Origin of the sequence: Streptococcus sp. NLAE-zl-C503 (genome assembly GCF_900104285.1) — a bacterium.
In the GTDB taxonomy this organism is placed as follows: Bacteria; Bacillota; Bacilli; order Lactobacillales; family Streptococcaceae; genus Streptococcus.
Map to the genome: position 1 here is coordinate 513,843 of NZ_FNJT01000001.1, position 24,640 is coordinate 538,482.

A 24,640-nucleotide genomic window follows, 5' to 3' on the forward strand; every position below is an offset into this window, starting at 1 on the left:
TAACTGGTTAATAGTTTACTCCTAAATTTGCAACTTGTCAAGAATTTTATGAACCAGTTAACGTTTTTTGTTTTCTACACTACTTTCTATCTGAACAGTCTGATTTGAGAATCCTATATTGAAAATCAATCACTAAATTTTTAAATCAAAAAATCCCTGCAACCGAGTTGCAAGGACTTTTTGATTAATCAAAATTAACGTATTCTTTTTGAAGTTCAAGAACTTCTTCCATTGTTGAGCATTCTGTAAGGGCACGGTTTGCGTACTCTTCCATCTTAGCTGTGTCGAGTTTCTTCATCAAGCTACGTGTACGAAGTACAGATGTTGCTGACATAGAGAACTCATCCAAGCCCATTCCGACAAGAAGTGGAACAGCTTGTTGGTCACCAGCCATCTCACCACACATACCAGCCCATTTCCCTTCAGCGTGAGCTGCTTTGATAACATTGTTAATCAAACGTAGGATTGATGGGTTGTATGGTTGGTAAAGGTATGAAACTTGCTCGTTCATACGGTCTGCTGCCATTGTGTATTGGATCAAGTCGTTTGTACCAATTGAGAAGAAGTCAACTTCTTTAGCAAATTGGTCTGCAAGCATTGCTGCTGCTGGGATTTCGATCATGATACCAACTTGGATATTATCCGCAACTGCAACACCTTCAGCAAGAAGGTTTGCTTTTTCTTCGTCAAAGACTGCTTTGGCTGCACGGAATTCTTTCAAGAGCGCAACCATTGGGAACATGATACGCAATTGACCGTGAACAGACGCACGAAGAAGAGCACGGATTTGTGTACGGAACATAGCATCTCCAGTCTCAGAGATAGAGATACGAAGAGCACGGAATCCAAGGAATGGGTTCATTTCGTGAGGCATATCGAAGTAAGGAAGTTCCTTATCTCCACCGATATCCATTGTACGAACGACAACAGGTTTACCGTTCATTCCTTCAAGTACAGCTTTGTAAGCTTCGTACTGCTCGTCTTCTGTTGGGAAGTCTTGAGAATCCATGTACAAGAACTCTGTACGGTAAAGACCAACAGCTTCAGCACCGTTGTCATTGACACCTTCAACGTCTTTTGGAGTACCGATGTTGGCAGCCAATTCGAAGTGTTTGCCATCAGCAGTCACTGTTTTAGCATCTTTCAAAAGTGCCCATTCAGCTTTTTGCTTCGCATAAGCTTCACCAGCAGCCTTGAATTCTGCCGCTTGCTCATCAGTCGGGTTGATAATAACCTCACCTGTGATACCGTTAACGGCAAGAATGTCACCGTCTTTAACGATTTCAGTGATGTTGTTTGTACCCAATACAGCAGCAATTTCAAGTGTACGTGCCATGATAGCTGAGTGGCTAGTACGTCCACCGATATTGGTTACAAAAGCTTTAACAAAGTTTTTGTCCAATTGAGCTGTATCAGAAGGAGTCAAGTCATGAGCAATGACGATTACTTCTTCATTGATGGAAGCTGGGTTTGGCAATTTTTTACCAAGGAGATTTGCCAATACACGTTTTGTCACGTCGCGGATATCCGCTGCACGTTCTTGCATGTATGGGTTGTCTTCCATACCTTCAAAGATAGTGATAAACATGTCTGTCACTTCTTTCAGACCTGCTTCTGCATTCACTTTCTTAGCACGGATTGTTTCTTTGATTTGGCTGATCATTTCTGGGTCAGCAAGAACCATTAAGTGAGCGTCAAAAACTTGAGCCGCTTCTTCCCCTAGCGTACCTACTGCTTTCTCACGAATAACAGAAAGCTCGTCTTGTGATGCTTGTAGAGCGACATCAAGGCGAGCTTCTTCTGCGTTTGTATCCTCGACTGTAATAGTCTCAAATGACAAATCCGGTTGAACGAGTAGATATGCTTTTGCAACTGCAACACCGTCAGATGCTGCGATTCCTTTAAGCATTTCTGTCATTTTCCTTATGCCAATCCTTCTTTTTCCATAGTTTCAGTGATAGCAGCGATTGCGTCGTCAGCATCTGCACCTTCAGCTGAAATTGTAACATCAGCACCTTGGCCAACACCAAGACTCATAACACCCATGATTGATTTAAGGTTTACTGATTTACCTTTGTACTCAAGAGTGATATCTGAAGCAAATTTGCTAGCTGTTTGAACCAACAATGTTGCTGGACGTGCGTGGATACCTGTTTCTGCCACTACGTGGAAATCTTTAGAAGCCATAGTTTGACTCTCCTTTAAGTGTTTTCTATTTGAGTTATAAGTGATAACCCTTACAAGACTGTATTATATCATCTTCAAGATAATTTTTCAAGTATTTTATGGACTTTTACTGAAAATGAAATTACTTCTTTTTCTATTAAATGAGCACTCTAGTAACTAAATAGCATATCTAAACACTAATTGTTCAAAGAATGTCATCATCAAAATTCAATTTTCAAAGCTATTTTCTCTTAATATCAATCAGAGGACAATCCTAGTAAATAATGAAAAAATAATACTATTTAGCTATAATTAATATAACTCAGTAAAGCTATTATTTGAAAAGACTTCATCAAATACTGAAATTCTAAAATCTACTCTTACCATCAACAGTAGAGAATTTATCCAATTTGCTACTTAAAGTAAAATAAGCTTGTAGCACCTAACAGTAAAAGGTAGATATATCTAAGTGGTATAAGTAGAACTAAAACTTTGATTGATTCCATTCAAATAAAGTATCCAACCAATCAAAAACGACATTATGGGCTAGTCTTAAATTATTGACTTGGCAATGAGCGTCCGCACCACTTTCCGCCTCAAATACTTGTAGTTTAGTTTGTTGATTTTTAGATTTAAGTGCTTCATAAATTACCTTAGTTTGATGTTGCAGTTCGGCACCCTCACCCTTTCCCATGATAAATAGGCATGGGCATTGAATTTTTTGATAATCCACAATCTTTGCATGGTTAAATACATCATCAATAGCACTCTTAAAATCAGAAGTACCAAACTGCCATGCATACTTTTTAAGATTTAAATTTGCTGATTCATTCAAATTTCCAGTTAATTTTAAAATGGCATTTATTAACCAACTAGGTGCTTTCAAACTTGATCCAAATTCTTTTCTGAAAAGTTCTGCAACGTCGTAAATAGGGGTACTAGCAATCCAAGCATGAATTCTTGGATCCTTTTCGACAGCTTGTGCGGTAAAATATCCCCCTCCGCTGACACCATAAATGGCTAAATAATTTAGTTTAGGATTTCTATTTTCCAACCAGTCTATGCATAATGAAATTGGAATAGAGGCATCCACATCAAAGATTAGTCCTCTACTAGGATTACTTCCTTGACCTGGAAGGTCAACCATTAAAACATTATAATTTCGTATCCATCCAGGGTATCCTGCAAAGTAAAATAAATCTTCGCGATAAGTATCACCTCCACCAATCATGATTAGCGTTGGGCAATTATCGCCGCTATGAAGATAATAACCAGGCAAGTAGGAATCCTGATAAGTAATAGTTAGTTTTTCAATCGGTGTACCTAGTGAATGAATTGCGCTAGAGAACGCCTTCTCCATTTGACAAACGGTAGGCATGTATTCGGCAGAAAATGGATCAGTAAACTGGATTGCCGATCGAAGTGAGTAGGTCTGTGCGAGATAATACTGCGCCTTTGTTTGTTCACTCAAACCTAAATCGCTAACCTTTTGTTCAAGATAGTTCACATGTGATAAAAACACATTTTTCCAGTCATCAGGTTTTGGTGAATTACCTAACTTTTGAGCAAGATAATACAGCTCTCCATGAGAAAAGCCAAAAACTTCACCGATTCCTAGCAACCAATTAAAGAAAAAATCCGTATCCCCATTTTTAAAAAATACTCGAGTAGATTGCCGTTTTAAAATAACCTCGTTTTCTTTCACCACACACCTCCTGATTTGCATTCTTTCATTCATTAATCCCAATTCCCTAACAACATTATACTAGACATATATCTACAGTGAGTATAAATTCCTAAAGTGAATAGCTCCATTCTAATAGTGTTTTGCATATTCAACATTTATCTAACTTATCTACTATCTATAAGTTCTATGGTCACCATTAGTATACCACATAAAGCGAATACCTCAAAAAAATTATAGTTATATACTCTCTATCAAGAATACGAAAGTCATAATCTATTTGGATAAATGCAGTATAAGCTAACATCTTCAGTTTAGTTATCTCTTAAATATTTTAATACAAAATATAGGGACATCTTCAGTTTTGTTGAAGCATTGTCTCAGCTGAACTTATTCATGCTCTTACGACTTTGCTATTTTCAACTCCTTTCAAAAACCACTATATCTTGTATTTAGTTTTTAAAACTGTAACTTTTAGGCACAAGATTTAGTTTAAAAAATTTGACAAAGTTTTTTTTTCTGATATACTAAGAAAGTAATCAAATTTTATGAGGAGTTACGAAAATGGTAACGGTTTATTCTAAAAATAATTGTGTACAATGTAAAATGACCAAACGTTTCTTGGATAGCAACAATGTCGCTTATCGTGAGATCAATCTCGACGAGCAACCTGAGTACATCGATCAAGTTAAAGAGCTCGGTTTCAGCGCAGCTCCTGTTATCCAAACACCAACTGAAGTCTTTTCAGGCTTCCAACCAGGAAAACTGAAACAATTAGCATAATCTTAGTACATCATCCAGAAGAAACTCGCTTCTAGGGCTAACTTAGAGGCCTTTCTTTTGTAATTAGATAAAGGAAATTTTATGGGATTAAAACATCTTGAGGACGTGACCTACTTCCGTCTCAATAACGAAATTAACCGTCCTGTTAATGGACAAATCATGCTTCATAAAGATAAAGAAGCCTTGGATGCTTTCTTTAAAGAAAATGTAGTTCCAAACACTATGGTTTTTGATTCAATCACTGATAAAATCAACTACCTCATTGAACACAACTACATTGAAACAGCATTTATCAAGAAATACCGTCCAGAATTCTTGGAAGAATTGTCTCAATTTATCAAGGACCAAAACTTTCAATTCAAGTCTTTCATGGCTGCCTATAAGTTCTATAATCAATACGCCTTGAAGACTAATGACGGTGAATATTACCTTGAAAGCATGGAAGACCGCGTCTTCTTTAACGCCCTTTATTTTGCAGACGGTGATGAAGCGATTGCGATTGATATTGCCAATGAAATCATCCACCAACGCTACCAACCAGCTACTCCTTCCTTTTTGAACGCAGGTCGTGCTCGTCGTGGGGAGTTGGTATCCTGTTTCTTGATTCAGGTGACTGATGATATGAACTCTATCGGACGTTCTATCAACTCTGCTCTTCAACTTTCGCGTATCGGTGGAGGTGTGGGAATTTCCCTCAGCAACCTTCGTGAAGCTGGCGCACCTATCAAAGGTTATGAAGGAGCCGCTTCTGGTGTCGTACCAGTTATGAAGCTTTTTGAAGACAGCTTCTCTTACTCAAACCAACTCGGGCAACGTCAAGGTGCTGGTGTTGTCTACCTCAACGTCTTTCACCCAGATATCATCGCTTTCCTTTCAACTAAAAAAGAAAATGCCGATGAAAAAGTTCGTGTAAAGACTCTTTCACTTGGTGTTGTAGTACCTGATAAATTCTACGAATTAGCTCGTAAAAATGAAGAAATGTATCTCTTTAGCCCATACTCTGTAGAGCTCGAATATGGTGTACCGTTCAACTACATCGACATCACGGAAAAATACGATGAATTAGTAGCAAATCCAAACATCCGCAAGACAAAAATCAAAGCGCGTGATTTGGAAACTGAAATTTCTAAATTGCAACAAGAGTCTGGCTACCCTTATGTAGTCAACATTGATACAGCCAACCGTGCAAATCCTGTTGATGGAAAAATCATCATGAGTAACTTGTGTTCTGAGATCCTCCAAGTTCAAGAACCAAGCTTGATCAACGATGCTCAAGAATTCCTTCAAATGGGAACAGATGTTTCATGTAACCTTGGATCAACCAACGTGGTCAACATGATGACTTCACCTGACTTTGGTCGTTCTATCCGCGCTATGGTTCGTGCCCTTACTTTCGTTACAGACAGTTCACACATCGTAGCTGTTCCTACTATCGACCACGGAAACAGTTTGGCTCACACCTTTGGTCTTGGTGCCATGGGGCTTCATAGTTACCTTGCCCAACAACTCATCGAATACGGATCACCTGAGTCAATTGAATTTACAAGCATCTACTTTATGCTTATGAACTACTGGACCTTGGTGGAATCAAACAATATCGCGCGTGAACGTGGTGTCACCTTCCACAACTTTGAAAAATCAGACTATGCTAACGGAAGCTACTTCGACAAGTATGTGACAGGCGAATTTGTTCCAAAATCAGACCGTGTTAAAGAACTCTTTAAAAATGTCTTTATTCCAAGCGCTGCTGACTGGGCTGAACTTCGCGAAAAGGTTCAAGAAGATGGTCTTTATCACCAAAACCGTCTAGCTGTTGCTCCAAATGGTTCTATCAGCTACATCAACGACGTTTCTGCTTCTATCCACCCGATTACACAACGCATCGAAGAACGTCAAGAAAAGAAAATTGGTAAAATCTACTACCCTGCTGCAGGCTTGTCAACAGATACTATTCCTTATTACACTTCTGCTTATGACATGGATATGCGTAAAGTGATTGATGTTTACGCTGCTGCGACTGAGCACGTGGATCAAGGGCTTTCACTCACTCTCTTCATGCGTAGCGACATTCCAAAAGGTCTTTACGAATGGAAGAAAGAAAACAAACAAACAACACGTGACTTGTCTATCCTTCGTAACTATGCCTTTAACAAGGGTATCAAGTCTATCTACTATGTCCGTACCTTTACAGACGACGGTGGAGAAGTCGGTGCTAACCAATGTGAAAGCTGTGTGATTTAATTTTTATCTGAGGTAACCACATTTTCTCAGACTACTGATTAAGTTACCCGTCAGACAAAACTTGATAAGTATCTTAAATACTATGAAAAACTAAAAAGTCGGGCTTCCGACTTTTTGTGCGATACTCTTCTCAGACTATGATAAAATAGAGATGATTCTATAATCGCATTATTACATACAGAAAGAGATTTCAAATGGAAACTTACTACAAAGCCATTAACTGGAATGCCATCGAAGATGTCATCGACAAATCAACTTGGGAGAAGTTGACGGAGCAATTCTGGCTCGATACGCGTATCCCCTTGTCAAATGACCTAGACGACTGGAGAAAACTATCAAACAAAGAAAAAGACTTGGTAGGAAAAGTCTTTGGTGGTTTAACCCTTCTGGACACCATGCAATCTGAAACAGGGGTTCAGGCTCTTCGTTCAGACATCCGTACACCGCATGAGGAAGCTGTTTTCAACAATATCCAGTTTATGGAGTCTGTCCACGCAAAATCTTACTCTTCTATCTTTTCAACCTTGAATACCAAGGCTGAAATCGAAGAAATCTTTGAATGGACCAACACTAACCCCTACCTACAAAGAAAAGCGGAAATTATCAACGAAATCTACCTCAATGGTACGCCTCTTGAAAAGAAGGTTGCCAGCGTCTTCCTTGAAACCTTCCTCTTCTACTCTGGTTTCTTTACACCGCTCTACTATCTCGGTAACAACAAACTTGCCAATGTTGCGGAAATTATCAAGTTGATTATCCGTGACGAATCTGTTCACGGAACTTACATTGGTTACAAATTCCAACTCGGTTTCAATGAATTACCTGAAGAAGAGCAAGAAAAACTTAAAGAATGGATGTACGACCTGCTCTATACCCTCTACGAGAACGAAGAAGGTTATACAGAAAGTCTCTATGACGGTGTTGGTTGGACCGAAGAAGTTAAAACCTTCCTTCGCTACAATGCCAATAAGGCCCTTATGAATCTAGGACAAGATCCACTCTTCCCAGATTCAGCTGATGATGTCAATCCTATCGTCATGAACGGTATTTCAACAGGAACTTCTAACCACGACTTCTTCTCTCAAGTCGGAAATGGTTACCTCCTTGGTGAAGTTGAAGCCATGCAAGACGAGGATTACAACTACGGTTTAAACTAATTTGACCAATCATTCAAAATATCATGGTTTGTTTAAAACAACCATGGTATTTTTGTTTTTGTTTTATTTTGTTTTTTTATATTTGATTGATTGAGCGTTTTATGGTAAGATAATAATAGTAGAAATCGAGGTGATAAGGATGCTAAAGCAAGAAAAACTAGATAGTATTCTAGAAGCAGTAAACACAAAAGGCACTATTACTGTAAAAGAGATTATGGAGAGTCTTGATGTATCAGATATGACAGCTCGCCGCTACTTACAAGAATTGGCAGATAAGGATTTGCTTGTTCGTGTGCACGGTGGCGCTGAAAAACTTCGTACAGGTTCTCTCTTAAACAACGAACGCTCAAATGTTGAAAAACAAGGCTTGCAGATTGCTGAAAAACAAGAAATTAGCCGTTTTGCAGGTCATTTGATTGATGAAGGTGAAACCATTTTTATCGGGCCAGGAACAACCTTAGAATGTTTTGCTCGTGAACTCCCAATTGATAATATTCGTGTTGTAACAAACAGTCTTCCTGTTTTTCTCATCCTAAACGAACGAAAACTAACAGATTTGATCTTGATTGGTGGAAATTATCGCTCTATCACTGGTGCTTTTGTGGGGACACTCACCTTGCAGGATTTGACCAACCTTCAGTTTTCTAAAGCGTTTGTAAGTTGTAATGGTATTAAGGATAAGGCAATTGCTACTTTCAGTGAAGAAGAGGGCGAGGTACAACGAATCGCCTTGAATAATGCCAATAAAAAATACTTACTGGCAGACCACAGCAAGTTTAATAAGTTTGATTTTTACACTTTCTACAATATCTCAGAGATTGATACCATCGTTTCAGATTCCAAACTGAGTCAGGAGACATTTGAAGATCTGTCGAAACAAACAACCATTCTTTTATCAAAACCATAAAAATTCCCCTGCCTTTTGGCGGGGAATTTTTTTGTTTTAGTTTTACTCGATAATCTGTGTCTCAGCTAGTTTTTTGTACCAGTGAGCTGATTTCTTGGGATAGCGCTCCTGGGTCTCAAAATCAACATAGAAGAGGCCGTAACGCTTTTCGTAACCATTTGACCAAGAAAAGACATCCATCAGCGACCAGATAAAGTAGCCTTTGACATTGGCTCCATCAGAGATTGCATCTGCAATCACTTCCATGTGTTTCTTTACATAATCAATCCGTCCATCATCGTAGACTGTCCCATCCACAAACTCATCTTTGTATCCGAGACCATTCTCTGTGATGTAGATTTTCTTGTAATTTGGGTAATCTTTCTTCACGCGCATGATTTGATCATACAAACCTTGAGGATAGATAATCCAGTCCCAGTCCGTACGTGGGACATAGTCAGGCGCCACTCGACGTCCAACTCCCTTAATCTGATACTTAGAGCTTCCTTTTTCACCCTTACCATTGTGGATGATTTCCGTCTCTCCGTCAAAGGCTTGCATCCAATCACTCATGTAGTAGTTAATACCTAAGAAGTCATTCAGGTCTTTTGCAGCTTCTAGGACTGCGAAGTCTTCTTCACGCAAATCTAAGCTTCCACCGTTGGCTGCTAAGATATGGTTGACACCTTCCATGGTTTCTTCAGAATATCGTCCTAAATAAGTCGCATCTAAAATAAATTTATTATGAATGATATCTTCTAACTCAGCTGCACGAACATCTGCTGGATTATCTGGATCCAGAGGATACTTAGTAGGCAGTGCATGAACCACACCAATTTCACCCTTATATCCCTTATCCTTGAAAAGTTTGACTGCACGCGCATGCGACACCATCATATTGTGATGAGATTGGAAGACTTTGGCAAGGTCGTACTGAATACCTGGAGGGAATTTCCCAACCAAATACTGACCATCTCCTATCGGCCCAATTTCATTAAAGGTTGTCCAAAAGTTTACTTCAGGAAATTCTTCAAAACAAAAGGCTGCATAATCCACAAAGTGATCAATGTTTTCTCTATTCAGGAAATCTCCGTTTGAATGAAGTGCTTCTGGCGTGTCAAAGTGATGAAGAGTCACGAAGGGCTCAACATGCCGTTTGTGGCACTCTGCAAATAGATTATGATAGAACTCAACCCCCTTGTCATTAACCTTCCCATAACCAGTTGGAAAGATACGTGACCAAGCGATTGAAATACGGATACCATTGACACCATACTCTTCTGCAAGTTTGAGGTCAACTGGGTATTTGTGATAGAAATCACTGGCTGGTTCAGCAGTGTACCAGTAGTTATCTTTGAGGTATTTGTCCCAGGCGACTGGCCCTTTACCATCAGTATGTGTAGCACCTTCTGCTTGGTAGGCTGCTGTTGCTCCGCCAAAAATAAAGTCTTTTGGAAGTGTTTTTGTCATTTGATTCACCTTTCAAGAAATAGAAATGAGATGGGGGTATAGTTGGGAGGAGTTCCTCCATCTCACTTCCTCGCTATTTACATTTTATTCTTCGAACTGCGCTTGAACAAAGGCAAGAGCGCCTTTTCCGTCACGAGTCAGTTTAATGTATTGGCCACCTTCTGTCTTGGCAAGTTTGATACCAAGTTTGTCGGTCTCTGCTTTCATATCTTCAAAGTTAGAAGCAACTTGAGGAGCAAGGATAACCAGATCAAACTCAGGCAACATTTCACGGTGAGCACCATAGCCACCAGCTGCTGCTTTAACAGGAACTTTGTATTCTGCTGCCGCTTTGTTTAGAGCATTTGCAAGGAGACCACTTGTTCCTCCACCTGCACAGAGAACGAGAACATTAGTTTCTTCTGTGATTGTGTTTTGCGCTGCTTCTACACCTGCTTTTTCAAGAATCGCATCTGCTTTGGCAGTATTGAAGTTTGCTGCTACTTTTTCTTTCAATTCATCATTGGCTTTACCTGAACGCTCTTCTTCAAGAATTTGTTCATCATAAACCTTGAGGAATGGATAGTAAATGGCTACGTCAACAAGGATTAACAAAGCAGCAAGTACAAATGACAAGAATTGGAAGTTTGTACCGAGAACAATACCGAGCGGACCTGGTGTTGTCCAAGGAAGGTTGGCAGTAAATGAGTTCATACCAAGCGTTTCAATGAAGAATTTAAAGATCCATACGTTGGCAATTGGCGCAAAGATAAATGGAATAAAGAAAATTGGGTTCAAGACAAGTGGTGCACCAAACAGGATTGGTTCGTTAACTCCGAAGAAGGTTGGTACTACTGATGCACGTCCTATTGCACGATTTCGTTTCGATTTGGTCAACCACATGAACATGAATGGAACAACCAGTGTCGCACCCGTACCACCCATGGTAACGATAAACATTTGTGTACCAGAAGTAAGAATCTTGTCAGCGTGCATACCTTGTTGGAGAAGGTTCAAGTTGACTTCGGCATTTGCATAGGTAATAGCTGCGATTGCTGGTTCAACGATAGATGGACCATGGATACCAACAAACCAGAAGAAGGCAAAGGCACCAAAGATAATCGTAATACCTAGATAACCATCAGCAGCAGAGAATAATGGCGCAAAGAATTTACCGATTGATTCTGCTACACTGGCTCCAACAAAATGACGAGCTAGTAAATCAAGAGCATAAAGAGAAACCACTGATAGAGTGAATGGAATCACATCTTTAAAGACTTGTGAGATATTTGGTGGAACTTCGTCAGGCATACGAATAGTGACGTTGTTCTTAACACAGACCTTATAGATAGCTACAGTAACAAAGGCAGCAAGGAAGGCTGAAAGCAAACCTTTTGTCCCCAAGAATCCAGTAGCTAGGCCATTTTCGATAGGATCAGCTGCCAACATCAACAAACCGACAATCGCTGCCAACAGTGTTGACATATAGTTGATTTGATTGGTTTTCTCCATGCTACGGTTTACTGAGTCGGTCAATGACTTAGCTGTTGTACCAGCTACCAAGAGAGCTAGAATCCCCATTGAATAGCTATAAGGTTTCATGAGGAGATTAACAACATCATCAGACCATTTAAAGCCCCATGAGTTTGGTACAAAAGCAATCAAGATAAAGATACTTGAGAAGAGAATAACAGGCATACCTGCAATGAAACCATCACGAATAGCACGAAGATAGATATTACGAGACAGTTTTTCAAAGAAAGGTTTTCCTTTCTCAATAAATTCAATTAATTTATTCATTACTTAACTCCTCTCTTGTAGAGTTCGATTAAATGGTGCATCAAATCTTTTAACAAGATAGTTGTCATCAAGTGATCCTGGCCATGCATCATGGTTACACTATAGGCCAAATCTTCACCAGCTGCTTCCTTAGTCAATAGACTTGTTTGCGCGTGATGAGCCTCGGCGATACAGCCACCAGCTTCCTCGACTAAGCTATCTGCTTTCGCAAAATCGCCAGCTTCAGCAGCCTTCAAGGCTTCCAATAGTTTTGAACGAGCATCGCCAGCATAGGCTACGATTTCAAAACCTAACAATGTTACTTCTTCTCTATTCATGATAGAATGCTCCTTATGTATTTTTAATTAAATTTTTATGACAATAAACGTTGGATATGTAGAACTAGATAAACTCGTTCACTTTTATACAAATCAAGACCCGTATGTTGCGTAATCACATCATAGATCTTGGAACCAATCTCGAACGCTTTTGGATAGGATTGTTTAATATGATCTTCCATATCCAGAAGAGATTGATTATCATCTCTGGAACGGTCTAAATAATCCAAAAAATAGTTAAGATGAATCATAAAGCGATCATAGAAATGGTTATTCTCTTTAGTTCGTTGAATAGAGTAACTCTTCAGCACTTCTTCAACATTCCTGAGAATTTCTTTCCTCTTATCAATCGACTCAACCACTTGAACTTCGTTCTCCCCTTCGGCATTGATGAAATGATAAGCGATCCGAATAATTTCATCCTCAGGGAAATGATCTGTCAACTTCTGACGATAAATTTCAAAGGCTTCCTTTGCTATTTGAAAAGCGACAGGATACTTGGCAGAAATATCTGGTAGATTGCTATCCTTGTACCTTCCTTGTGTTAGAGCTTGATAAGAACAGTAAATATGATCTGTCAAGGTCACATAGAGATATTCTTGAATCGGATAGTGATATTTCTTAGAAAGATTATCAATGATCTCGTAGGTCACTGTGATAAAATCAAGCGGAACATCTTTGAGAAGAGCCATAAAGTTTTCTCTGGACTCTTCTGTCTTCATCCGAAAGATTTTCTCAACCTGATTTTCAGCAATCAAATCCCCCTTCTTCTTTCCAAATGTAATCCCCTTACCAATCACAATCACTTCTTCTCCTTTATCATTTCTGACAAGCGAGACGTTGTGATTCATTGGGTTTAGAATTCGATACATGTCAACCTCCTTTTATATCTTAAAGGTATATGAGTACAAAAAATGACCACAAATGAACTAGAAAATCCTTTGATTTCTAATCCACCTGTGATCATGCCTAATATTACTTAGTAACACTCACCTTGTATTAACTTGTGATTTAAGTATAGCACAAGTAAGTTATTTTGTAAACCTTTACATGTAACTTTTTTTAAAAATTTTTTTAGATTCATGTTCCTAAACTAGGAGGAAGATTTTACACGCGTTCTTTCCATGAAGTCGCTGTTGTTTGAAGAACTTTGTTGAGTTCGTCAATGTTCTCAAAACCTGTTGTACGTAGCCATTCGCGAGCTGCTGCTTCACCGTCTTTGATGTAAGCTTCAACTGATCCAGCCCATGTTGCACGTCCACAAAGAACGCCGTTGAAGTTTGCGCCTGATTCGTGGGCAAAGACAAGAGTATCTTGGAAGAGTTTAGCTGATACACCAGCACTCAAGTAGATGTATGGCAAGTTAGTTGCTTCATCTTGTGCTTTGAAGAAGGCTGCAGCTTCTTCGCGAGTATGGACGATTTCACCATCACCAAAGCCTTCAACGTATTTGACGTTAACTGGAACTTCCACTTTCAAAACATCGATGTTGAAGCGTGGGTCTGAGAAGACCTTCATGGCACCGATAACCTTGTGCGGTTTCACTTTGGCATATTCTGCAGAACCTGCGTCAGCGATTTTTTCATCGTAAGCGAGGATTTCAAGGAAGAATGGAATATCTTCCGCCACACACTCTGAACCGATGCGTTCGATGTAGGCTTGTTTTTGTTGGTTGAGTTCGTCAGCGCTGTCTACGTCATAGTAAAGCAAGAATTTGACAGCGTCTGCGCCTTGTTCCTTGATGCGTTTTGCAGACCAAATATCCAAGCAGTCTGGTAAGCGTTTAGTGCTTGTTGTGTCGTAGCCAGTTTTCTCATAAGCAAGGAGAAGACCAGCATTTGGATCAAGCGCTTTTGTAGCTGGAAGACCATACTCAGGGTCGAGAAGCATAGATGATGCGTATTTGGTCAATTCATCTGCAACCAATACTTTAAGTTCTTCCATTTGAGCAACTGTTGGTTCTTCTGTTTGGTATTGAGCCATGAGGCGTTTCAAAGCACCCCGTTGGTCAAAGGCAAGAGCTGAGATAATGCCGTTCTCGTCAGAGAGTTTTTGCAAGCAAGCACGTTTATTTTCTGTTAAAACCATTTTATACCTCTTTTACTATTAATTGATCATATAAAGCTTGATAGTTGGCCATATTGACATGACCTGTCATCTTTTCTTGGGCATTGAGCATACCAAGGACATTGGCCTTGATGAGGAGTTCTTGATCAGATTCCTTATGAAGAAGACCTGATGAAATACCTGCAACAGTAGAATCTCCAGATCCGACAGGATTAACTACTTGAATTCTAGGAATATCTACTTTATAGAAAGTATCCCCATGTTTTGCAAAAGCACCATTTGCACCAAGTGAAACGATAATCCACTCAATCCCTGCAAATAGAGGCTCTTGAAGAACTTCCTTTAATTCATCCAAATCTTCTGAAACTTCTTTCCCAAGAAGCTGAGACAATTCTTCGTTATTTGGTTTGATAACTGTTGGTTTGTGTGGTGATTCAAGGACCGCCTGAAGAGCTGCACCTGAGCAGTCCAGAACAACTGATTTTCCTGCGCGATTAGCAAGTTCTACCAAGCTTGCATAGTAGTCAACTGGAAGACCTGCTGGCAGACTACCTGAGATAGCTACTACTTCCACAGTGGCAAGAAGATTTTCGAAATGAGCCAAGAAATCTTGCCCTTCTTGTTCCAATACTTCAGGACCTTTTTCAAGGATTTCTGTTTGGTTTTCACCGTGTAGAATAGCGATACAGTTACGAGTCTCTCCTTGAATGGAGAAGAAACGTTTCGTTACTTTATCGTCGATACGCTCCACTAAAAACTCACCAAGTTTACCGCCGACCAAACCAGTAGCAACAACAGAATCACCAAATTCTGAAAGAACTCGGGTAACATTGAGTCCCTTACCACCAGCTGTCTTGGTCACGTCCACCACACGGTTGACAGTGTCAATTTTTAATTCATCCAAAGGATAAGAAATATCAATGGATGGATTCAGTGTGACTGTTAAAATCATGCGTCACCTCTTAGTCGTGGTATTCACCGCGATCCCATTTTTCAAGGAATTCTGTAAAGAAGTTTGCATCTGCTTGATGAGCATTGTGAGTTTCAACGTGCTCAATTTTCGCAATCAATTTTTTGTTTTCTTCTGATGGTTTGTATTCAGCATTGATGAAAGCTTCAATAATGTCACACATTAGCAATTCACCAGTAATCTTACCACCGAAACCGATAACGTTGGCATTGAGTTCTTCTTTAGCATAAAGCGCTGTTGTCATATCACGAACCAAGGCAGAACGGACACCAGGAACTTTATTTACAGCGTTGTTGATACCAACACCAGTACCACAGATACATACCCCAAGATCAGCTTGACCGCTTGTAACGGCTTCACCAACTTTTTTACCAAAGATTGGGTAGTGAGTACGTGTGTGGTCATATGTACCAAAGTCGATGACTTCATATCCTTTTGATTTCAAAAATTCTGAAACCGCCATTTTTTCATCTGTTACGATGTGGTCACATCCAATTGCAATTCTCATTTTTATCTTACCTTTCTTACTGTAATCTAATTAGCACATTTTGTTCAACATATCAACACGAATTTGGTGACGGCCACCGTCGTATTTACCGTTAACAAATCCTTTAGCAATATTTTTCGCCAATTCATCACCGACAAGTTGTGCACCCATAGTAATCATACGAGAGTTGTTGTGGCCGCGAGTCATATAGGCTGAACGTTCATCAGAAACTTCAGCAGCAACCATTCCTTTGATTTTAGTTGCGACCATGAATGGACCAGCACCATAGGCATCAATCACGATACCAAGGTTTTGTTCTTCTTTGTTTACTTCTGCAGCAACAGCAAGAGTCACATCAACAAAATCTTGACCTTCAGCTGTAACATCCACAACGTGGAAGTTTTCTTTTTCCAAGAAGTCTTTCACAACTTCTTTCAATCTCAAACCTGCAGCATCTGCACCGATAACAATAGACATATTGTTTACTCCTTTTTATTATTCTAGGCTAGTAAAGACTTTTATAGCTAGCAGTTTACCTACAAAAGACTTTCTAGCAGTTTATTGACAAATTTGATTGAATGAGATGAATAAAACACCTTATCCAAGTCCAGGAAATCAAGTTCCTAGAAACAAACTTTCTTCTCGAAAGAAAATATAACAAGTGATTATTTGTTTGTTACAAACACCATTTGTTGTTTACAAACATAATATACTCCTATTTATAGAAAAAGTCAACAGTTAATGTTTGTTTTTGTGTTTTATTTTTTAAAATTATAAAATTTCGATATCAAAACCAATTTGGTCAACTTGTCCTGGCTCTAAGAGACGAACATTCTTCTTATCTTCTAAATGATCTCCTTCTTCAAGAGATGTTGACAAGCCAGACCATGGTTCAAACGCAATGAAAGGTCCCTTATTCAAAGTTGACCAAATGATGAGATTTGAGAACTCTTGGAAGTGTACTTTTAATCCCTTCTCATGCTTGCGCGAACGAAGGGCAATTGTTCTGGATTGTAACTCATCGAGTGTCACTGCATCAACACTAAACAGATCATAACTGAGATCCACTTCCTTTTGTGAATCCAACCATGGACTTCTATCTTGGAAGTCTAACATTCCCGTTTCTGGGAAAGGACGTGGAACAGAGCAAGTCTCTTCTTTTTCAAACTCTAAATAGTAGTCTTCATAGACTTCGTCATCAAGTAGAGGACAATTAAATCCTGGATGTCCTCCTATAAAAAATGGCATTACTTTATTCGTTTCTTTATTAAAGATTTTGTATTGAGTACGAACAGTCTTGCCGGTCACTAGATAAGTGATTTCTAGGCGGAAATGATAAGGATAGTTTTGATAGCTATTCTCATCATCTTCGATAGCAAAGGTTACGCTGTTTTCTGTTTGATCAACTAAGTCAAATTCTTTTTTACGGACCAAACCATGGCGAGGAATGTTTCCTTTCGTCTCTGTTCCATCTTCGTGACTGTAGAAGGCTGTATCTTCTCTTAAAGAGCCACAGATTGGAAAAAGTACTGGAGCTTGTCCACTCCAGTAAGTGGCATCTCCTTGCCACAAGTACTCAACGCCATCTCGATCCTTGATTGACGACAAGGCGCCACCTAAGGTTTTAAACTGGACCGTTAACTGGTCTGATTTGATTTCAATTACCATTATTTTCTCCGATTTCTTGATAGTTTATAAAAAACTAGGTTGTCACTCCCAATGTAGGAAATTAACAACCTAGTTTTCACAATTTACATTTTATAGGAGCGAATTATTTAGCATTTGCTGCGTATTCTTCGTTACGTTTGATCATTTGTTTTCTATACCAAGCAAAGATACCTACATAGAATACAAGGAAGGCTGCTGCACCAAGGATTGCTTTAATATCACCTGTTGTAGCATTACCGATTGCCCAACCAAATAATTTTTCGATTGGTCCTTCAAGAGTTGAGTGAGTGATCAATTGAGTTTGGCTCACACCTTCTGGGAAGGCACCTACACCTTTAGCAAGTTCAGTTGCAAATGGAGCGATAAGAGTACCTGAAAGAAGGAAGAGTGGCAACAAGAGTGTTCCGAAGATAATCATACGGAGCAATTTACCACGAGTAACAACCAAGAGAGCTGGAGTTACACCCATAGCGATGATACCTGCAAGTGGCAAGATACCATTTCCGACGTTTGAAAGAAGCACTGCTTCTACTAGCATGATTGGAGCAAGTACGTTGGCACAAGCCCAGATTTCAGCACGACCAGCGATGAAAGGCCAGTCAAGACCGATGTTGAATTTACGTCCTTGAAGACGTTTAGTAGCAACGTTTGTAATACCTTGTGAAAGTGGTTCTACGGCTGCGATGAACCAAGATCCGATAAGTGAGAAGAGCTCCAAGCAGACACCGGCAGTCAAACCAAGGCTCAACCAACCTTTAATAACAAGTTCCCATTTATCGGCTCCTTCTACACCAGCAACTGGGTGTGGAGTTCCCATCAAACCAATAACGATACCAAGAATGAAACCAATGAAGAATTTAGATCCCCAGAAACCGATTTTCTTGTTCAATTTTGCAGCATCAAAGTCATATTTATCAAGACCTGGCAATACTTTATCAAAGATCTTATCCAAAACCATGATAACTGGGTTCATCATGTAGTTCATGTGAGTTGAAGTCATTGGTGATGAACTTGGTGCGTTAAGAAGGTCGTCGAATGTTGGTTTCATCAAGTCAGAGTTGATGATTTTCAAGACACCGACAAGGACAACTGCAGCAGTCGCGATGAAGAGTGAAACCCCTTGGCTAACTCCATTGTTGTCTGCGTACCATTTGATCAAAAGACCAGTGATTGACAAGTGCCAGATATCAAAGATATCAACATCAAGTGTGTCTGTTTTCTTCATTGCAAGCATCACAACGTTGACAATCAACATCACAAGCAAGAAGTAAAGTGTCCAGGCAGATCCCCAGGTGATTGTAGCAAGTGGTGCCCAACCAACGTCAGTGATGTTCAATTGAATACCTGTGTTTTCAACGAATTTCGCAAGAGATGCTGAGAAAGCTCCGTTGAGCATACCGATGATAGCACCGATACCAGTAAGGGCGATGGCAAGTTTGATACCACCTTCAAGCGCTTTGGAGAATTTCACTCCAAATAGTAAGGCCAATACTGTCAAGATGATCAGCATGATGATAGGACCACCCATTTCCAAGACTGGCTTGAAAATCTTATTGGCTAGTTCGATAATGACATCCATAATAGTTCCTCCCTTTATTTTTATGGAATCTTACAAAATAATAATTAACTTAGTCCGTGTTCTTTGATAGCTGCCTCAATATTGTCAAATACTGGAGCGCTCATTGCTGGAATACGGAACAAGATTGGCCCAGCTTCAATTACTGGAATTCCTGGTTCAAAACCAAGGTCAGTTGCAGCGATTGGTGTAAAGATATCATATCCTTTGATAAGGTCTTCATTTACATCTTTTACCATAACTGCATCGCAGTGAACATCATAACCACGGTTTGAAAGTTCTTCTTCTAGAGCACTTTTAATTTGGTGACTTGAGTTAACACCTGCACCGCAGGCAGCGAGAATTTTAATCATTTGGATTTCCTCCGATTTTATTTTTTATAATGTACGATTTAAGCTGTTGCTTCAGAGATATAGGCATACAAGGCTTCTGGTTCAGAAATATTTGATAAATCTTCTAGATGACCATTCCCTGTGAAAAAGTCCATCAACTGAGCCAGAATATTTGTTTGAGTCGAACTTGAATTGTTAATGATAAAGAAGAGTAAAGATACTTCCACTTCCTTATCAGGAGCAATCATATTGTGAAAAGTTACTGGTTTTTCTAATCGAACAACCACCACTTTCTCAGCCAGATTATGAACAATATCTGTATGAGGAATCGCTACATTTGGCAAGTCCTTTCCCAGAAATTCCATATCTAAGCCAGTTGGAAATGACTTTTCACGTGTGATCAAGGCTTCACGATAAGTTGGAGTCACGATTTTTCGTTCTTCCAATAGGGTTGCTACCTGATCAAAGAGTTGTTCTTGATTATCCGCTTCTAAGCAAAACACCAGGTTTTTGTCAAAGAAATGACCTAATCCCATAACATTTTCCCTTCTTTCAATTAACTTTTACGTTATAAGTATAACACTATATGAAATCGTTGTCAATACTTTTTGTTTTATTTTGTTTCTTTTTTGTTGATTGTGTTTTGTTAATTAATTATAATCATTATCAAACAATCTTTTTAAATTCTATTTTCGTGCATTTCAAACAAAAAAAGACCAAAATGGGTCTTTTTGTTACTAATTCTAATGTTATTTAGTTAATGGAAGATAAAATTTCTTCTAGCTTTTGATAGTCCTTAACACTATCGATTTCATAGATGCTGTTGCCTTCTAATTCTTCGACATACACATCTAATTCTTTGATATTATCCTTAACCATATTGTCCCAATAGAGATCAACAAATTCGCCGCTTGCATAGGCTTTGTCAATAAAGCCAACAATCTTTTCTGCAGTTGGAGCATCCCAGAATGATACGCCGCTCAGAATACGACCAGCCTTGCTATCAACGATGATGTCTTGAACTTTATAGTCATCACCATAAACCAAGAACCATTCATTCTCACAGTCTTCACGATAAACACTGAAATAGGTCGAACGTTTAAGATTATTTCTAAACATATTTTTTAAAAGATAATTATCCGCATCAATAACATAGCTGTTAGCTAAATCTTCTTTTACAAGGTAAAGTGAGTAAAAGTTGTTGTAATCAGCATACTTGTCGTTGAAGACTAAACGAACACCATATTTTTCTTTTAGGTAGTCAAATTGTTCTTTGAGGTAGCCAACAACGATAATAATCTCATCAATTCCTCTCTCTTTCAAAAACTCGATTTGGTATTCTACCAAGGGTTTTTGGTTGACCTTAACCAAGGCTTTGGGGGTATTTTCAGTCATAGGACGCAGACGAGTTCCCAACCCCGCTGCCAAGATAATTGCTTTCACGCGATTCTCCTTTATTCTTTAATAATAATATAAACACCAGCCATGACAACAAGCGATGTAATAATGGTCACCATATCGAGTGGTGTTCCTAAAAGCATTGCTGAGAACAATACTGTCCAAACGACATAGCTTACGTTCAAACCAGTTGCTTTTGCTGGCTGCAGACGATTGATAGCAATATAGTAAGCTAAGTAAGAAATCATATTACATGCTGCAAAGACTAACATCAAACCCAGCAATTGTCCATCTGCTACTTCTGCAAATGAATGATGAGAAAAGAGGACAATGACAAGATATGACAAGAATGAGGTTACTTGGCGGATTAATAGTGCTTCAATTTCACTTAAATCACTTTCCATAGCATAGGAGCTGAGAACACTTTCACTTCCCCAAGCGATGGCACAAACTAATGCACAAAGAATTCCGATATAAAAAGAATTAACCTGCTCAACTTTGTAAGTCTGGGCAATAATACCAGCGATAATCAACAAAATACCAAACACAGTATTCTTAGATACCTTGTGTTTCAAAATGAAAAATGCTAGTAAAACAGAAACTGCTGGGTAGATAGCTGATACTGAAGATGCAAGAGAACTACCGATATACTTAACCGCATAAAGATTGGCCTGCATTCCTATTGGTCCAGCTAGCAAGGCTCCGATAATAACACTGACATTTCGAATATTTAGAAAAATCGAGAGTCGAACTTTTCCTTCTTTTACCAAAAGAAAAGCTAACAAGATAAAGATACTCAAGAAGTCATGTGCCGCTGCCACTACAAAAGGTGAAAGATTTGTAAAAATCGAAAAGATATAAGAACTAATTGTCAGACCTAATCCCCAGAAGATCCCTGAGAGCAGACCGAAAGAGACACCATTTTTATTCTTCATCCTAACCTCCATAATAGGTCAAACCGTCAACAGCTCTTTTGTAACGACTCACACCATAATCTCCAAAGTCAGCGCCTTGATCTTCTTTGTACACTGTCCACAAACTCCAGATAGTATCTTGTAAGATTTTATAGATTCGAATCTTCTCGCGAGATACTGGAGTTTTGTCACTCTCATAGTAGGAAAGGAAATCTTCTTCTTCCTGATTTGTAAATTCAGACTCCAAAAAGAGAGCTGCCAAATCCCACATCGGGTCATTCATAGAAGAGTATTCCCAGTCGATCAAATACATGCGTCCTTGTGGTGACTCGATAAAGTTTTCTGGTACCAAATCGATATGACAGGACTTTCTATCAACACCCAAATCAGCCAATCTCTTTTCTAGTGAAAATACTTCTTTTCTCACAGCTTCATAGTTGGCGTAAGGGATATTCCCCTCAATCAAGGATTCATATTTTCTGATTTCCTCAAATGGAGCAAACTCTCCTCTTAGCTCTTTTCCTGAAGCATGAATGGTTTGTAAAATTGGTGCAATCTTTTTAAACTTGGACTTGATTGAAGTGGAATCAAGCGTTGTGGCAGAATCAATGTACTCATTTACCTTGATTCCTGACTCAATATCAAAAAGATAATTCTTGACATCAAGATTCAAATCTTTCAACAATTCAAGATTATATTTTTCATCTTGACGATTGATGAGCTTTTCAGTCCCTTTTCCGAAAAATTTAACGATATAAGGTTTGGAGGTTGTTTTAACCAAGTAGTTTTGGTTGGTCATGCCACCCAGTTGTTCAACACTGAGGACTTCCTCTTCTTCAGATAGCAAAGAAGAAATTTTTTCTTTGATGAGTTTCTCCACAATTAACCTCCATCTTCTACACTTCCCACTTAAATACTGTTTTAAAAGCAGTATTTAGGTCGGTGGCAAAGACACGGTGAATGTCCTTGATTTCTCTCACTGGTTCTTCGATATAAAGAATATTTTTCAAACGATTCGCAAACTTTTTAACTTCCATCATTTGAATGGCCTTCTCAAAATCAATGCGTCCTGAGCGAGATGAACCAACCAAGAGCAAGCCTTTTTCTAAAGCATCTCGTGTATTGATATTGACCTTGTACTCGCTCACTCCCATCATGAGAATCGTTCCCTGAGGTCGGATGTAACGAATCAGATCATTGATAGCTGGTCCTGTGCCATCACCACCGCAACACTCAAATCCATGATCAAAGGTCAAATCCTCTGGGATATTATCAGTAATGTAGCACTCTTTTGCAAAAGAGAAAAGCTCCAATTTTTCCCAATGGCGACCAATGACGATAATCTCTGCTTCTGGTAGTGTGTAATTGATAATATTGGCAACCACAAAGGCCAAACTACCATCTCCAATAACAGCGATGCGCTCTCGCTTGCTGTGGGCAAGATTCAAGAATCGATCCATGGCATGCATACCAACACTTACAAACTCAGAAATTGCTGCAACTGTGTCCTCAATGTCATTATAAGAAACAACTCGGTCTTTTGGAAGAGAGACAAATTCTCGCATAAAGCCATCATAACCACTAGATAGGAAGTAGGTTCCTGTCATGTAGTTTTCGTAGAACTCCTTGTCACTCTGCATAGGCGGTTGATTTGGAATCATGACGACCTTTTGTCCGACTTCGTAAGTCCCAGTTGGATCAGAAATAACAGTTCCACAAGACTCGTGAATCATAGCCATAGGAAGCTTTTTAGCCAATATCTTTGGATCACGTTTTCCTTGATAGTAACGTTGGTCTGCATGACAAACCGCCATAAAATTTGGACGGATAAGGATATGATTCTCCTGATCAATGTCCTCTTCTTGGTATTTTACATTGATAAACTTTGGTTTAGTCAGTTGATAAATTTGATTAATCATAGCCTTAGTCTTTCTCAATCATGCATTTTGCAATTTTCAAATCTGTCACAGTTGTGATTTTAAGGTTTGAATATTCCCCTTTAGCTAGGGCAACGTCTTTCCCTTTGATAACAAAAATCTTACATGCATCCGTCAGGATTTCCTTTTCTTGATCAGATAGGGGACCATACAAATCCATGAAATCCTTGCAGCGGAAGGTTTGAGGTGTTTGACCTTGATAGAGGTGGGCACGATTTGGAATATCAGTAATAAACTGACCATTTGTACTTTCAACAATGGTATCAACCGCTTCTACTACTGTGTCAACTGCATCATGATCTTGAGCGAGCGTGATATTGTCCTGAATCATTCGAAGTGTGATAAATGGACGAACAGAGTCGTGGGTAATCACAATATCTTCTGGAGTAATTGGACGGTAGGCATCAATGGCTTCTATAATCTTCTCAATACTGCTATTGCGATCAGCACCACCCTTGGTAATGATGATGCGATCCTTGTGAAGAGAAAGATACTTGTCAACTAGGTCCTCAGCGTGTGACACCCAGTCTCCATGAACTCCAACTACAATTTTTTCAATACTTGGTTCCAAAACAAATTTTTCGATTGTGTGGATCAAAATAGGACGATCACCCAATTCTAAGAATTGCTTTGGTAAATTGCTGATTCCCATGCGTGTGCCAGTTCCTCCGGCTAGGATTCCTGCATAGATCATATATATTCTCCTTTAGTTTATTCTAAAAAACTCATTACCATCTATTATATCACAATCTGCCTCTATCATGAAGAAAAGACCGAAAACTATCTATTTGAGAAATAAAATTAGATT

At 39.1% G+C, this 24,640-nt stretch carries 24 protein-coding genes; 4 read left to right on the plus strand and 20 right to left on the minus strand.

The features are described 5' to 3' along the window. Positions 1–184: 184 nt before the first annotated feature. The 3 genes from ptsP to BLS46_RS02505 form a co-directional block, all read right to left on the minus strand. Entirely contained in the window at positions 185–1,918 is a 1,734-nt protein-coding gene (gene ptsP, locus BLS46_RS02495) for a phosphoenolpyruvate--protein phosphotransferase (RefSeq protein ID WP_093585477.1), read from the minus strand. A 5-nt stretch (positions 1,919–1,923) separates the two neighbouring features. After that, positions 1,924–2,187, minus strand: coding sequence for a phosphocarrier protein HPr (locus BLS46_RS02500; protein ID WP_000146948.1), 264 nt, complete (start codon positions 2,185–2,187; stop codon positions 1,924–1,926). 463 nt (positions 2,188–2,650) lie between these two features. Next, entirely contained in the window at positions 2,651–3,871 is a 1,221-nt protein-coding gene (locus tag BLS46_RS02505) for an alpha/beta hydrolase family protein (protein WP_093585479.1), read from the minus strand. A 543-nt stretch (positions 3,872–4,414) separates the two neighbouring features. On the opposite strand from BLS46_RS02505, the gene nrdH reads away from it, so the two are divergent. The 4 genes from nrdH to BLS46_RS02525 all read left to right on the plus strand — a co-directional run bounded on the left by nrdH (position 4,415) and on the right by BLS46_RS02525 (position 8,938). After that, positions 4,415–4,633 (plus strand): glutaredoxin-like protein NrdH, encoded by a 219-nt coding sequence (gene nrdH, locus BLS46_RS02510; protein WP_000259240.1) that lies wholly within the window; start codon positions 4,415–4,417, stop codon positions 4,631–4,633. Positions 4,634–4,714: 81 nt separating this feature from the next. After that, entirely contained in the window at positions 4,715–6,874 is a 2,160-nt protein-coding gene (nrdE, locus tag BLS46_RS02515) for a class 1b ribonucleoside-diphosphate reductase subunit alpha (protein WP_093585481.1), read from the plus strand. Between the two features lie 194 nt (positions 6,875–7,068). After that, entirely contained in the window at positions 7,069–8,031 is a 963-nt protein-coding gene (gene nrdF, locus BLS46_RS02520; protein WP_000451380.1) for a class 1b ribonucleoside-diphosphate reductase subunit beta, read from the plus strand. A 139-nt stretch (positions 8,032–8,170) separates the two neighbouring features. After that, positions 8,171–8,938: a DeoR/GlpR family DNA-binding transcription regulator gene (locus BLS46_RS02525; protein ID WP_000917585.1), complete on the plus strand. Its 768-nt coding sequence runs from the start codon at positions 8,171–8,173 to the stop codon at positions 8,936–8,938. Positions 8,939–8,980: 42 nt separating this feature from the next. Here the strand turns inward: BLS46_RS02525 and lacG are convergent, their stop codons facing one another. The 17 genes from lacG to BLS46_RS02610 all read right to left on the minus strand — a co-directional run bounded on the left by lacG (position 8,981) and on the right by BLS46_RS02610 (position 24,526). Continuing rightward, positions 8,981–10,387, minus strand: coding sequence for a 6-phospho-beta-galactosidase (lacG, locus tag BLS46_RS02530; RefSeq protein ID WP_093585483.1), 1,407 nt, complete (start codon positions 10,385–10,387; stop codon positions 8,981–8,983). Positions 10,388–10,471: 84 nt separating this feature from the next. Continuing rightward, on the minus strand, positions 10,472–12,166 hold the full coding sequence (locus tag BLS46_RS02535) for a lactose-specific PTS transporter subunit EIIC (protein ID WP_093585485.1): 1,695 nt from the start codon (positions 12,164–12,166) through the stop codon (positions 10,472–10,474). Further along, positions 12,166–12,483, minus strand: coding sequence for a PTS lactose/cellobiose transporter subunit IIA (locus BLS46_RS02540; RefSeq protein WP_001078319.1), 318 nt, complete (start codon positions 12,481–12,483; stop codon positions 12,166–12,168). Before BLS46_RS02540 ends, BLS46_RS02535 begins: the two co-directional genes overlap by 1 nt. Positions 12,484–12,518: 35 nt before the next feature. Next, a complete protein-coding gene (locus BLS46_RS02545; RefSeq protein ID WP_000285740.1) occupies positions 12,519–13,355 on the minus strand; it encodes a PRD domain-containing protein in 837 nt (278 codons plus the stop codon). Positions 13,356–13,590: 235 nt separating this feature from the next. Next, entirely contained in the window at positions 13,591–14,571 is a 981-nt protein-coding gene (gene lacD, locus BLS46_RS02550; RefSeq protein WP_093585487.1) for a tagatose-bisphosphate aldolase, read from the minus strand. A 1-nt stretch (position 14,572) separates the two neighbouring features. Further along, entirely contained in the window at positions 14,573–15,502 is a 930-nt protein-coding gene (locus BLS46_RS02555; protein ID WP_093585489.1) for a tagatose-6-phosphate kinase, read from the minus strand. 10 nt (positions 15,503–15,512) lie between these two features. Beyond that, the gene (lacB, locus tag BLS46_RS02560) at positions 15,513–16,028 is read right to left on the minus strand and encodes a galactose-6-phosphate isomerase subunit LacB (protein ID WP_001216908.1); all 516 of its coding nucleotides are present in this window, start codon (positions 16,026–16,028) and stop codon (positions 15,513–15,515) included. Positions 16,029–16,058: 30 nt separating this feature from the next. Beyond that, complete coding sequence (gene lacA, locus BLS46_RS02565; RefSeq protein WP_000029277.1) at positions 16,059–16,484, minus strand: galactose-6-phosphate isomerase subunit LacA; 426 nt, start codon at positions 16,482–16,484, stop codon at positions 16,059–16,061. Positions 16,485–16,778: 294 nt separating this feature from the next. Next, positions 16,779–17,675, minus strand: a complete 897-nt coding sequence (locus BLS46_RS02570) for an aldose 1-epimerase family protein (protein WP_093585491.1) — start codon at positions 17,673–17,675, stop codon at positions 16,779–16,781. Positions 17,676–17,778: 103 nt separating this feature from the next. After that, positions 17,779–19,254, minus strand: coding sequence for a PTS galactitol transporter subunit IIC (locus tag BLS46_RS02575; protein WP_000382509.1), 1,476 nt, complete (start codon positions 19,252–19,254; stop codon positions 17,779–17,781). Positions 19,255–19,298: 44 nt separating this feature from the next. After that, entirely contained in the window at positions 19,299–19,604 is a 306-nt protein-coding gene (locus BLS46_RS02580; RefSeq protein ID WP_000590551.1) for a PTS sugar transporter subunit IIB, read from the minus strand. Between the two features lie 38 nt (positions 19,605–19,642). Beyond that, the gene (locus tag BLS46_RS02585; RefSeq protein WP_093585493.1) at positions 19,643–20,119 is read right to left on the minus strand and encodes a PTS sugar transporter subunit IIA; all 477 of its coding nucleotides are present in this window, start codon (positions 20,117–20,119) and stop codon (positions 19,643–19,645) included. A gap of 217 nt (positions 20,120–20,336) precedes the next feature. Beyond that, complete coding sequence (locus BLS46_RS02590) at positions 20,337–21,026, minus strand: sugar phosphate nucleotidyltransferase (RefSeq protein ID WP_093585495.1); 690 nt, start codon at positions 21,024–21,026, stop codon at positions 20,337–20,339. An 11-nt stretch (positions 21,027–21,037) separates the two neighbouring features. Then, on the minus strand, positions 21,038–21,916 hold the full coding sequence (locus BLS46_RS02595) for a DMT family transporter (protein ID WP_000791845.1): 879 nt from the start codon (positions 21,914–21,916) through the stop codon (positions 21,038–21,040). Between the two features lies 1 nt (position 21,917). Then, positions 21,918–22,775 (minus strand): phosphotransferase family protein, encoded by an 858-nt coding sequence (locus BLS46_RS02600; protein ID WP_093585497.1) that lies wholly within the window; start codon positions 22,773–22,775, stop codon positions 21,918–21,920. Positions 22,776–22,791: 16 nt separating this feature from the next. Beyond that, positions 22,792–23,814, minus strand: coding sequence for a ribitol-5-phosphate dehydrogenase (locus BLS46_RS02605; protein ID WP_093585499.1), 1,023 nt, complete (start codon positions 23,812–23,814; stop codon positions 22,792–22,794). A gap of 4 nt (positions 23,815–23,818) precedes the next feature. Continuing rightward, the gene (locus BLS46_RS02610) at positions 23,819–24,526 is read right to left on the minus strand and encodes an IspD/TarI family cytidylyltransferase (protein ID WP_093585501.1); all 708 of its coding nucleotides are present in this window, start codon (positions 24,524–24,526) and stop codon (positions 23,819–23,821) included. Between the last annotated feature and the right edge of the window lie 114 nt (positions 24,527–24,640).